Genomic DNA, 12,337 nt, shown 5'->3' with positions numbered 1-12,337 from the left:
CTCGTAAAGTCAGTATTTTTTATATAGCTACCGACCATTCGCAAAAATAACTTCGTTATTTTTCGCTCATATGAATTCTCAAGCTTCGCTTGATTTTGTTTTAGATGTAATATTTATATAACAAGCATTATTAAGCTTGTACTCGTCATGATAGTTTTTTTCTGTAATTACTAACTATTCGTAAAACAATCCTTCGGATTTTTTACTCTTATGAAATCATTCGCTACGCTAATTTTTTATGTTTTATTCATACGTGTCATATCAGTATTTTCTCTGTAATTACCGACTATTCGCAAAAATAACTTTGTTATTTTCCACTCATATGAATTTTCAAGCTTTGCTTGATTTTGTTTTTATAAATAAAAACAAAAAAACATCTTTCTTTTAGAAAGATGTTTAAATTCATATAATGGTGGGCCTTCAGGGACTCGAACCCCGGACCGTCCGGTTATGAGCCGGATGCTCTAACCAACTGAGCTAAAGGCCCCAAAAATGTGTCTTATAAAAAATAATGGTCGAGGTGAAGGGACTCGAACCCCCGGCCCCATGGTCCCAAACCACGTACGCTACCAACTGCGCTACACCTCGACTTGACACAGGTTATATAATACAGTAAAAATGAAAAATTGTCAAGAGAATAATGTAATTTTTTTCATGTATTTTTTATAAAATTTTTACTTTGTAAAATGACGAAATTTACTTAAATAAAATTTGAAATTCCAAAATTTAATATACTTTGTCTGACCTATTAAATCCTAAATTTTATTTAGTATGAACAGAAAAGTTACACACATTTAATAAGAAAGCATTTTGATATAAATGACATAAAAATCAAATTTCTGCTTTCTTTTCTATTTTTTCATCTTTATGAAGCGAGTATTTTTCCTCTGTTGTTTTATTGTAAATCATCCAAGGAAGGTATGTTACAAGTGCGAGGATTATACTGACGGCTATAAGTATAACGATCCCAAGGACTCCTCCCGCCGCTGACGTAATCAGAGACGGTATATAAGAAAACATTGTGTCTATATAATCAAACCCGCTTATAAAGCTTATAAGCGCGTTAAAAGCAATCAATAACACTATAAATACACCATAATTAAATAATGATTTAATGTTCTTTATATTTTTATACTCTATAAAAGTAAAATACATAGCAGAGAATACAACAAATATATTGCAGATAAAAAATTGATAATATCTAAAATGATTTATACCATAACCTCCAAAGTCCGCAAATATCAAATTAATTACAGAAAAGAAAGAAATAAAGTAAAGTAAATCAAAGAATATTTGTTTTCTCGTTGCGTACAGAAGTACCGAAAGTATCATTGCCGCAAAGGTAAAATCAAAAGGAACGGCGTATATTATATTATCATCTCCGACGATCGCATAATTCCATACTATATATATAACTTCAAAAAGAAAAGCTAAGAAGCCCAGAAACAGGAAATACCATCTCCCCCTTCCGTTTCTTCTTATCTGTCTTCTTCGTAAATATAGTATCCCGCACATTAATATACAGATCCCTAAAGGTATCAAATGATAAAGGCTGAATCTTGAAAAAGCCGAAGATGTATTTTGAATACTTAAAAAGTCCATATGTTCCTCCTATGATGATAAAAAATCTATAATTTATATGTCATATTATATATTATACCATTAAATAATAATTTTTTAAATTCTCTTTTTTATATATTATGTAGATATAAATAATAATATATATGATATTTGCTGAAATTTGTTATTTTATGATACTATATCACTAATAAGATATATCTATATATAATAACAACTGCACTTATTATAAGGATATGTGATAAAATCATCTTCACGGCAAAAATATTATATAGTATATTTATTTTACAATAATATATGAAAAGACGGGAATGAAATTCTCCCAAGGTTTACCTGAACCGCATTTATAAGCCGATGACCTCTTATTTTACAGAAGCGGATTTAAAATGCTCTTTTCTAAATGTAAGAATCCTTTTTTATTTGGAAAGGAAGTTTTGATGATTTCAGACCATATTTATGATACAAAATAATAAATTTTTATATTGCATTTTCCATATATTAGTGTAAACTTAAATAAAGATATTCATTAATAAAGGAGGACTTATATGAACACCATTTGGCATAATATAGATAAGTCTAGAATTAAAGCTGATGATTTTATAGCTTTTATAGAAATTCCGAAAGGAAGCAATGTAAAATACGAACTTGACAAAGAAACAGGATATATAATCGTAGACAGGATACTATATACTTCTACTCACTATCCGGGCAACTACGGATTTATACCGAGAACATACGGAGAAGACGGAGACCCCCTCGATGTAATAGTTCTTTGCAGTGAAAAGATACAGCCTACGAGCCTTATAAGATGTTACCCTATCGGAGTACTTAATATGATAGATGACGGAGAAAACGACGAAAAGATAATAGCTATTCCTTTCAACGATCCGACATATAATAACTGCGAAACCATAAATGATTTACCTTACCATATATTTGAAGAAATCCAGCATTTCTTCAGTGTATATAAGACTTTGGAACATAAGGAAACCACAGTCGAAAAGGTGCTTGGAGTAGATGACGCAAAAGAAGTAATAGAAAGAGCGATCGTTCATTACGATAAACATTTCAATAAATAGTAAATATGTACCAAAGAGAACCCTTTCGGGTTTTCTTTTTTATGTTAATTTAGTATAATATTACATAATATTAAATAGAATGACATATTAAAACTTATAATACTTAAAAGAAAGGATAATTAAATGAAATATGCAGTAATAGACATAGGTTCAAACTCAATAAAGCTCAGAGTATATAAGATAAAAAATGATAAAATAAATATACTTTTTTCAAACAGGATAACTGCGGGACTGGCATATTATATCGAATACAATATAATGACATATGAAGGTATCATAAAAGCCGTGGAGGTACTCAATGAATACATATCTCTGATAAAAAACTTCTCGGTAGATAAGTATTATATCTATGCAACAGCTTCAATAAGGAATATCGAAAATACAACAGAAGTCACCGATGAAATATTCAAGCTGACTGAATGCAGGATAGATGTTTTAAGCTCAGAAGACGAAGCTTCCCTTGGATTTAATGGAATAATGGAAGATATTAATATAAGAGACGGTCTTATGATAGATATCGGAGGCGGGAGCAGTGAAGCAGTTTCTTTCATGAACGGTGAAAAGAAAGAAGATATAAGCTTTCCTATAGGCTCCCTAAATCTATATAAAAAATTCGTACATGATTTTCTTCCCGCTAAAGAAGAAATAGAAATCATCACTAAAAATATATCTAAAGAAATAAATGACACTGACTCATTTTCCTTTGATAAGTATAAAAATATCAAAAGCATATATATGATCGGCGGGACTGCTTATTCCCTATTAAAGCTTATAAATAATCATTTCGACTTAAATAAAGATAATAAAGTAATACAGCTTAGTATATTCAAGAAATTGAAAGAATTATTACTTAATGATTACAGTAAAGCAAAGGAGCTTATAATCAAATCATGCCCCGACAGAGTGCATACGATAATCCCGGGGATATTGATACTTGACTGCATCATAGATAAAACACATATAGAAAATATGATTGTCAGTGACTACGGACTAAGCGAAGGTTATTTGATAAGAAAGATAAAAGAAGAAAATTAGATAGTAAAAAATGACACTTAGGATATAAGTGTCATTTTATTTTAATTCATTTACCTCTAATCTTTTCAGCCATGTCTTTTTCTTATAGTATATAAATACGATAATAGCCCCGACTATCCATGAAATGATTTCACTGTAAGCTATTATCCTAAAACCAAACACAGACGCAAACATATAGGAAAGTGTTAGTCTTACAAAGAGGCTAATAACATTACTCGCCGCAGTGATAACGACGCTCCCCGTGCCCTGCAAAAATCCGACAAATAGATTATGAAGGGCAAAGACGATATAGAATATACTGCAAGTGTAAAGAAAAGTCTTACCTATATAGCACACTTCATCGGAAACACCGAACATATAAAGAAAACTGCTCCCTCCAAGAACGACTATAAGTGCGGTAAGTATAGATACAGGGAGAATTATCATGGCTCCCGCCTTAAATCCCATTTCTACCCTTTCTCTGTTCTTAGCTCCCACATTTTGAGCGGTAAATGTGGAAAGTGCGCTTGACACATTTATCACCGGAAGCAGAGATAAGCTGTCTACTTTGTACGCAGTAGTGATACCCGCCACTACATTGGAACCGAAACCGTTCATTATATTTTGAAGAAGCAGTGAGCCGAATGAAACTATACTGGATTGAAGCGCTACGGGAAGTCCGAGAGAAAATCCTGCTTTTAACATATTTGAATTAACAGATTTAAAACTGAGTTTAAAATGAAGGAGTTTATATTTTATTATCGCCACAATCACAAGATAAACTGCGGAGAAGCACTGTGCCGTTATGGTAGCTATTGCTGCCCCCGATACTCCCATATGAAAGTTTATCACGAATATAAGGTCAAGGACTACATTCGTGATTGCCGCAATGACTATGGCGATAAACGGATTTCTGCTGTCTCCTATCCCTCTGAAAAGTGCGGAGTATATATTGTAAACGGTAAGAAACGGTACACCTAAAAATAATATCCTTAGATAAGAAACCGTAAGAGCCATGATATTGGAAGGTGTATTCAAAAGATATGCTATCTTCTCGGTAAACACCCCGCAAACTCCGCTTACAATGGTAAATATAAGGGTAAGAGTTATCACAAAGGAAGCGGTTATCTTAGGTATAAATTCTTTTTTATCTCCTCCGTAATAATTGGATACCAAAATAGAGACCCCGGTAGTAAATCCCATCAAAAGATTTGGTATAAGGAATGTGATACCGTTGGTCGCCCCTATTGCCGCAAGAGAATCTTCCCCTACCACATTTCCTACGATTACGGAATCCACTATGGTATAAAGCTGCTGAAGAATACCGCTTAGTATAAGAGGAAGAGAGAACATTATAAGGATTTTAAATATATTACCTTTTGTCATATCTTTCATAAAAAACTCCTACAAAAACAAAAAGACTCTTAAAAGCCTTTATTACAATATAAATATAGTACCACGATAGGTTAAAAACTACAATATAAATGAAAACAGAATATAATTATTTTGACTTAATTTTAATGGTATTTTTGAAATCAAGTTTTAAATACAAAAAGGATTTTAAAGAGGATCTACTTTGTTAGATTAAAACAACCCTATAAAATTATATTTATAACATATAATTCAAACTCTTTTATAAATAAAAAAATTAAATAAGTAAAATATCTATAAGCATGTTTTAAAACTCATATAAAAAGACACCCCTAAAGGTGTCTTTTTATTTAGAGAATATATTATTCTTGTTCAGCTAATTTTTTGTATCCCGCATATCTTTCCATAGCGTCTTCTTTGTTCTTTTCGAATAAAGCATCTGCTTTATCAGGGAAAGCTTTAGCAAGAGAAGCGTATCTTCTTTCACCTTTGATAAAATCAAGGAAACCGTCAAATTTAGGTTCTTTGCTGTCTAAGATGAATGGATTTTTACCTTCTGCCAATAGTTCAGGATTATATCTGTATAAGTGCCAGTAACCTACTTCAACAGCTTTTTTAGCTTCTTCACCTGCTTTAGTCATGTTTATACCATGGTTGATACATGGAGAGTAAGCGATGATTAGTGATGGTCCGTTGTAAGCTTCGGCTTCTTTGATAGCTTTGATTAATTGGTTTCTGTCAGCTCCGATAGCAACTTGTGCTACGTATACATAACCGTAAGTCTTAGCCATCATACCTAAGTCTTTCTTCTTAGTCTTCTTACCTGAAGCAGCGAATTCAGCGATTGCAGCTGCAGGAGTAGCTTTTGAAGATTGACCGCCTGTATTAGAGTAAACTTCTGTATCGAATACAAGAACGTTAACGTCTTCGTTAGAAGCCAGTACATGGTCAAGTCCGCCGTAACCGATATCGTATGACCAGCCGTCACCACCGAACATCCAGAATGATTTCTTAACTAGTTGGTCTTTGTTAGCTAATACGTATTTAGCGTCAGCATTATCACATCCGCATGCTTCAAGAGCTTCAACTAATTTAGCACTTGCTTCTTTACTTTCTTCGCCTTTGTCTTTAACGTCCAACCAAGCTTTTGCAGCATCTTTAACATCAGCTTTTACACTGTCATCAGCTACTAAGTTTTCAAGTTTATGAGCAATAGTATCTCTCATTTTCTTAACGCCTAGGTACATACCGTAACCGAATTCAGCATTATCTTCGAATAATGAGTTAGCCCATGCAGGACCTTGTCCTTTTTCGTTAACAGTATAAGGTGTTGTAGGAGCAGATGCACCCCAGATTGAAGAACAACCTGTAGCATTTGCGATATACATTCTGTCTCCGTATAATTGTGTAACAAGCTTAGCAACAGGAGTTTCAACACAGCCCGCACATGCACCCGAGAATTCAAGTAACGGTGTTTGGAACTGACTTCCTTTTACTGTAAATTTGTTTACATTAACGTCTTTCTTAGAAAGGCTCATTGCATAATCCCAATGTGCGCCTTCTTCTTCAAGAACATCATCTATAGGTGTCATACTGATTGCGTTTGTAGGACAAATTTCAACACATTGTCCGCATCCTAAACAGTCATAAGAAGAAACTTGGATTCTGAAGTTATATCCTTCAACTCCCGGTCCTTTCGCTTCTAATGTTTCAAAACCTTCAGGAGCATTATTCTTTTCTTCTTCGTCTAATAAGAAAGGTCTGATAGTTGCGTGAGGACAAACGTATGAACATTGGTTACATTGGATACATTTGTTTGCGTCCCATACAGGTACGTTAACCGCAGCTCCTCTCTTTTCGTATTTAGCTGTTCCGTTAGGGAAAGTACCGTCTTCATAACCGTCAAATGCTGATACAGGAAGTGTATCACCTTTTTGAGCGTTCATGATATCACATACGTTTTCTACGAAATCAGTTCTTTCAGCTTTTGCTTTTGGTTCGTTATCAGCTGTTTTCCAGCTTTCAGGTACTTCGATCTTAACAAGTTCGCTAACGCCGTTTTCGATAGCAGCGATGTTCATGTTAACGATCTTATCACCTTTTTTACCGTAAGTTTTTCTTACAGAGTCTTTAAGAAGTTTTTCAGCTTCGTCGTAAGGGATAACTTCTGAAAGTTTGAAGAATGCAGCCTGCATGATCATGTTTGTTCTTCTGCCAAGACCGATTTCTTCAGCTACTTTCGTAGCATTTATTGTATAGAATCTGATATTGTTGTTAGCAATATATTGTTTAGCTTCTTTTGGAAGATGTCTTTCAAGCTGATCCATATTCCAAACTGTGTTAAGAAGGAATATACCGCCCGGTTTAACATCACTTACCATGTCATAGCTTTCAGCGTAAGCTTGTGTTGAACAAGATACGAAGTCAGCATCAGCGATTAGGTAAGTTGATTTGATTGGTTCTTCACCGAATCTTAAGTGAGAAACGGTAACACCGCCTGATTTCTTAGAGTCATATGCAAAGTAACCTTGAGCATACATATCGGTGTTATCACCGATGATTTTGATTGCAGATTTGTTAGCACCTACAGTACCGTCTGAACCAAGACCCCAGAATTTACAAGAAATAGTTCCTTCGGGAGCTGTAACGATATCTTCTTTTACTTCAAGTGATTTATTTGTAACGTCATCAACGATACCGATTGTGAAATCATTTTTAGGATTTGCTTGTTTTAAATTATCATAAACAGCTTTGATATGAGAAGGTGTAGTATCTTTACTACCAAGACCGTAGATACCGCCAACGATCAAAGGAGCATTTTCTTTTCCGTAGAAAGAATCTTTGATGTCTAAGTATAAAGGCTGTCCAGGTGCACCGGGTTCTTTTGTTCTGTCAAGAACAGCTACTCTCTTAACAGTCTTTGGAAGAACTTCAAACATGTATTCAGGAGCCCATGGTCTGTAAAGATGAACTTTAAGTAAACCTACTTTTTCTCCGTTTTTATTTAAATAATCTATAGTTTCTTCGATAGTATCACACACAGAACCCATTGCTACGATGATATCTTCTGCATCTTGTGCACCATAGTAGTTGAAAGGTTTGTAATCTCTTCCTGTGATCTTTGATACTTCTTTCATGTAATCAGCTACGATAGCAGGGATAGCTTCGTAGAATTTGTTAGAAGCTTCTCTTGCCTGGAAGAAGATTTCAGGTCCCTGACAAGTACCTTTGGTTGTAGGATGTTCAGGGTTTAATGCGTTATTTTTAAATTCCTGAACTGCATCATAATCAACCATTTCAGCTAATTTTTCATAAGGCATTTCTTCGATTTTTTGGATTTCATGACTTGTTCTGAAACCGTCAAAGAAGTGAATGAAAGGAATTCTTCCTTTGATAGCACTTAAGTGAGCAACACTTGCAAGGTCCATAACTTCCTGAACAGAGTTAGAAGCAAGCATAGCAAAACCTGTTTGTCTTGCAGCCATAACGTCAGTATGGTCACCGAAAATATTTAAAGCGTGTGATGCCAAACATCTTGCAGATACGTGGAATACTCCGGGAAGTAATTCCCCTGCGATTTTGTACATATTAGGTATCATAAGAAGCAGACCTTGTGATGCTGTATATGTACTTGTTAAAGCACCTGATGATAATGAACCGTGTACCGCACCGGCAGCACCTGCTTCAGATTGAAGTTCAATAACATCTACAGTTTCACCGAATATATTCTTCTTGCCTGAAGCAGACCATTCGTCAATGCATTCAGCCATTGGAGAAGACGGTGTGATTGGGTAAATTCCGGCAACTTCAGTAAAGGCGTAAGAGCAATAAGCAGCAGCCGTATTCCCATCCATAGTTTTCATTTTTTTAGCCATAATATAATATATCCTCCTAAAAATATTTATCTTAAATTATATTATTATATATTTACATCTTTCCCATTATAATAAAAAATACTTAAAAAATAAAGGATAAACTTAAAAAAATTTCAAAAAAAGAGGATTTATGCCAATTTAAAACAAAACCTTTAAACAAGAGGATTTGACAGCGTTTTCAGTATAAGAAAAAGCTCACTTTTTATTATATATTACATTACATATGTAACATTATAGTGAGCTGTTTTATCGTTTTTTTTATTTTAAATTATAAATCAAAATGAAATGAAATATTCTTTGATACATAGGAAAATATTGTAAATCATTAATTTTATGTTTTGAGATATTTAATAATATTTATATATTATATATGTTTTATTTTATGCTTTATTGAAAATTCTACAGTTAGATTTTTAATAAAAGATAAATTTACTTAATTACAATATTTGCTCTTAAAATCGAATAAAATTTTTTAATTAAAATATAATTATTTCAAAATTCACCATTTAAAAAATTTATCTTTAAGGCTATATATTTAAATAAAACCAAATCTTAAAATCTTTTTTTATAAATTTATTATTTATTTATATTTTAAAAGTTTTATCATCATATATCTATAAACATAATTTCCTTTGCTATAATTATTAAATTTAATAATTATAAAATAATATTGCTACTTTCTCAAATTTTCCAAGTACCTCTTCAAATTCCCCTCTGCCCCGTTTTCCTTAGGTTCGTAGTAAACTCTTCCTTTTATTTCATCGGGCAGATAGTCCTGCTTTACATAGTCGTTTTCAAAGTCATGGGGATATTTATATCCCACCCCTATACCAAAGTCTTTCTCTCCTTTATAATTTGCATTTCTTATATGAAGAGGGACTTCGTAATTAGGCTCGTTTTCTATGTCGTGCATAGCCTTATTTATCGCCATATAAGAAGCGTTGCTCTTAGGCGACGATGCAAGGTAAGTAACGCAGTGCGCAAGGTTTATCCTCACTTCCGGCATACCTATGACTTCCACAGCCTTAAAAGTACTCACGGCTAAATCAAGAGCCTTTATATTAGCATTACCTATATCTTCCGAAGCAAATATTATCATCCTTCTCGCGATGAATTTTGGGTCTTCTCCTGCATATAACATCTTCGCAAGATAGTATACGGCGGCGTCGGGGTCCGATCCTCTCATACTTTTTATGAATGCACTTATCGTATCATAGTGCTCATTATTCCCTTTGTCGTAGGTGACCTTTTTCTTCTGCATGCATTCCGCTATTATATCCTTATTGAGCTTTATTACTCCGTTTTCATCTTTAGGTGTGGTAAGATAAGCAAGCTCAAGTGCATTCAAAGATACTCTTGCATCTCCGCTTGACATCAAAGAGAGGTAGTCCATGGCTTCTTCATCAATTTGTATATCGTAATTCCCAAGACCTCTTTCTTTGTTTTTGAGTGTATTTTCGATTATCTTCCTGACATCTTCTTTCTCTATCTTTTTAAGCTTAAACAAAGTAGAGCGGGAAATGAGAGGAGAATTTATTTCAAAGAAAGGATTTTCCGTAGTCGCACCTATCAATATGATAGTTCCGTCTTCAACGCTTGGAAGGAGTGCGTCCTGCTGTGATTTATTGAACCTATGGATCTCATCTATGAACAGTATGCTTTTCTTTTTCTCCAACCCGAGATTAGCCTTAGCCTTTTCGATTATCTCCCTAACGTCCTTAACCCCGCAGGTGACAGCATTCAAGCTATAAAAATAAGAGCTTGTCTTATTGGCGATTATCCTTGCTAAAGTGGTCTTTCCGCAGCCTGCCGGACCGAAAAGGATTATGGAACTTATCCTGTCCGCTTCTATCATCCTGTTTAGAAGTTTCCCCTCTCCCACTATATGTTCCTGACCAAAGAACTCGTCCAGATTTTCAGGTCTCATCCTTACCGCCAAAGGAGCCTTTGTCTTTAGTTGTTCTTCTCTTACATCATCAAATAAATTTCCCTGCATTGTTTTCTCCACTATTTATATATTTCTTTTTATGTACCAAATATCTGACGGGTTTCGCCCCGCACTCCGCTAATTTTAAAACCACCAAAACTAAAAAGAAGTTTTATATATTTTGATATACTATCCAATCAGCAAATTATATATAAAATATTTTTTTAACAATCTAAATATAAAGCTGTGAAAAACTCAATATTTATTTATATAAATATAAAAGGTAATCTAATACTGATTATTTTCTTCAAAATAATATGGAATGCCGTTTTTGACACCCATTTTAATCTTTATATCAAAATCATAATATATACCCTCATACTCGTAATCTGAAACTTTTACATTTATGATATGATCCTTTAAACTCTCGGCTGCTTCTTTTATACCTTTTTGATCGGGTCTGCCGCCTATGGCATGTCCGCTCGGTCCCATGTATACGGTCAATATATATTTTTGATCATTTTTTCAATTTAAAAGTTTCTATGATATAATCATAACCGTTTTCCATATCCTCACTCACAGATAAAGGACTCCCGAAAAGCGTTTTTAATTTGCCCATGACCAAACAATTAAAATCTTTTTCATCATGTTCAATATTCATTAAATTGGAAGTCCCTATCATTAAATCCAAATCTTTTAAAGCAGTAAACTTATAATCCATATATCGACCTCGGCTTAATTGATTTATAAAAAAATTGTTATATTTATTAATTTTATCATAAAAGCTAATTAATAACTATCGAACACAAATAAAAAACTATGTTATAATATAAAAAAACAAAAGGAGTTAAATATGGACGCTTTGATAATAGTAGATATGAGCAACGATTTTGTAGACGACAAAGGCGGGCTTACCGCGGGAAAACCCGCACAGGATATAGTAGATGATATGTTACAAACAATAAAAAGATATGATAAAGAAAACAAAATCATAGTATTCGCCATGGACGCCCACGAAGAAAACGATAAACACTTTGAGCTTTGGGCTAAACACAATGTCAAGGGAACTTGGGGACAGAAGCTTTACGGAAAATTAGGCGAATGGTACGAAGAAAATAAGGATAAGGAAAATGTAATTTGGCTTGATAAAAGCGAATACGACGCTTTTTATAAAACAGACTTAGCAGATATTCTAAAGAAAAATGAAGTTGACGAAGTCCTTATCGGCGGAGTATGCACGGATATATGTGTATTCAATACGGTTTACGGAGCATATAAGGAAGGCTTCAAGACTAAGGTAGATAAAAAACTATGCGCTACCTTTACTGATAATGGCGAAATATTCTTAAATCAAATGAATGCTATTTATAAAACCACTATAATATAAGTTCTTCCTATAAGGGGCTCTGCCCCTTACACCCCGCAGTACTGCAAGGCTCCGCCTTACAATCCGCCCTTTTTTGTCCGAAGAAACAAAAAAGGGGTAAAAATTC

Annotated in this window: 9 protein-coding genes and 2 tRNA genes; 3 read left to right on the top strand and 8 right to left on the bottom strand. The window is 33.8% G+C overall.

Translation table 11 applies throughout. The features are described 5' to 3' along the window. Positions 1 to 410: 410 nt before the first annotated feature. The 3 genes from NSA01_RS09300 to NSA01_RS09290 all read right to left on the bottom strand — a co-directional run bounded on the left by NSA01_RS09300 (position 411) and on the right by NSA01_RS09290 (position 1,602). A tRNA-Ile gene (locus NSA01_RS09300) sits at positions 411 to 487 on the bottom strand. Positions 488 to 512: 25 nt separating this feature from the next. After that, a tRNA-Pro gene (locus NSA01_RS09295) sits at positions 513 to 588 on the bottom strand. Between the two features lie 243 nt (positions 589 to 831). Further along, positions 832 to 1,602, bottom strand: coding sequence for a YwaF family protein (locus NSA01_RS09290; RefSeq protein ID WP_257481190.1), 771 nt, complete (start codon positions 1,600 to 1,602; stop codon positions 832 to 834). A 521-nt stretch (positions 1,603 to 2,123) separates the two neighbouring features. Here NSA01_RS09290 and NSA01_RS09285 point away from each other — a divergent pair. Together NSA01_RS09285 and NSA01_RS09280 are read left to right on the top strand one after the other, a co-directional pair. Next, positions 2,124 to 2,657 carry an inorganic diphosphatase gene (locus tag NSA01_RS09285; protein ID WP_257481189.1) on the top strand — a complete coding sequence of 178 codons (534 nt, stop codon included), beginning with the start codon at positions 2,124 to 2,126 and terminating at the stop codon, positions 2,655 to 2,657. A gap of 123 nt (positions 2,658 to 2,780) precedes the next feature. Then, positions 2,781 to 3,692 carry a Ppx/GppA phosphatase family protein gene (locus tag NSA01_RS09280; protein ID WP_257481188.1) on the top strand — a complete coding sequence of 304 codons (912 nt, stop codon included), beginning with the start codon at positions 2,781 to 2,783 and terminating at the stop codon, positions 3,690 to 3,692. A gap of 36 nt (positions 3,693 to 3,728) precedes the next feature. On the opposite strand, the gene NSA01_RS09275 is transcribed toward NSA01_RS09280, so the two are convergent. From NSA01_RS09275 to NSA01_RS09255, 5 genes are all read right to left on the bottom strand, one after another. Continuing rightward, positions 3,729 to 5,066, bottom strand: a complete 1,338-nt coding sequence (locus NSA01_RS09275) for an MATE family efflux transporter (protein ID WP_257481187.1) — start codon at positions 5,064 to 5,066, stop codon at positions 3,729 to 3,731. A 338-nt stretch (positions 5,067 to 5,404) separates the two neighbouring features. After that, on the bottom strand, positions 5,405 to 8,917 hold the full coding sequence (gene nifJ / locus NSA01_RS09270; protein WP_257481186.1) for a pyruvate:ferredoxin (flavodoxin) oxidoreductase: 3,513 nt from the start codon (positions 8,915 to 8,917) through the stop codon (positions 5,405 to 5,407). Positions 8,918 to 9,590: 673 nt separating this feature from the next. Then, the gene (locus tag NSA01_RS09265; RefSeq protein WP_257481185.1) at positions 9,591 to 10,913 is read right to left on the bottom strand and encodes a replication-associated recombination protein A; all 1,323 of its coding nucleotides are present in this window, start codon (positions 10,911 to 10,913) and stop codon (positions 9,591 to 9,593) included. A gap of 219 nt (positions 10,914 to 11,132) precedes the next feature. Then, positions 11,133 to 11,336, bottom strand: a complete 204-nt coding sequence (locus NSA01_RS09260; protein WP_257481184.1) for a hypothetical protein — start codon at positions 11,334 to 11,336, stop codon at positions 11,133 to 11,135. A gap of 25 nt (positions 11,337 to 11,361) precedes the next feature. After that, complete coding sequence (locus NSA01_RS09255) at positions 11,362 to 11,565, bottom strand: hypothetical protein (protein WP_257481183.1); 204 nt, start codon at positions 11,563 to 11,565, stop codon at positions 11,362 to 11,364. A 132-nt stretch (positions 11,566 to 11,697) separates the two neighbouring features. On the opposite strand from NSA01_RS09255, the gene NSA01_RS09250 reads away from it, so the two are divergent. Continuing rightward, positions 11,698 to 12,231 carry a cysteine hydrolase family protein gene (locus tag NSA01_RS09250; RefSeq protein ID WP_257481182.1) on the top strand — a complete coding sequence of 178 codons (534 nt, stop codon included), beginning with the start codon at positions 11,698 to 11,700 and terminating at the stop codon, positions 12,229 to 12,231. Positions 12,232 to 12,337 lie beyond the last annotated feature (106 nt).

Source organism: Anaerofustis stercorihominis (assembly GCF_024623185.1).
Lineage (GTDB): Bacteria > Bacillota > Clostridia > Eubacteriales > Anaerofustaceae > Anaerofustis.
The sequence above is the reverse complement of the archived record's forward strand: the minus strand, read 5'-3'. Positions and strand labels throughout refer to the sequence as shown.

Coding starts and splice junctions, on each gene's coding strand:
- NSA01_RS09260 (WP_257481184.1), bottom strand. CDS start 11,336: ATGGGACCGAGCGGACATGCCATAGGCGGCAGACCCGATCAAAAAGGT.
- NSA01_RS09255 (WP_257481183.1), bottom strand. CDS start 11,565: ATGGATTATAAGTTTACTGCTTTAAAAGATTTGGATTTAATGATAGGG.
- NSA01_RS09250 (WP_257481182.1), top strand. CDS start 11,698: ATGGACGCTTTGATAATAGTAGATATGAGCAACGATTTTGTAGACGAC.
- NSA01_RS09275 (WP_257481187.1), bottom strand. CDS start 5,066: ATGAAAGATATGACAAAAGGTAATATATTTAAAATCCTTATAATGTTC.
- NSA01_RS09285 (WP_257481189.1), top strand. CDS start 2,124: ATGAACACCATTTGGCATAATATAGATAAGTCTAGAATTAAAGCTGAT.
- NSA01_RS09290 (WP_257481190.1), bottom strand. CDS start 1,602: ATGGACTTTTTAAGTATTCAAAATACATCTTCGGCTTTTTCAAGATTC.
- NSA01_RS09265 (WP_257481185.1), bottom strand. CDS start 10,913: ATGCAGGGAAATTTATTTGATGATGTAAGAGAAGAACAACTAAAGACA.
- nifJ (WP_257481186.1), bottom strand. CDS start 8,917: ATGGCTAAAAAAATGAAAACTATGGATGGGAATACGGCTGCTGCTTAT.
- NSA01_RS09280 (WP_257481188.1), top strand. CDS start 2,781: ATGAAATATGCAGTAATAGACATAGGTTCAAACTCAATAAAGCTCAGA.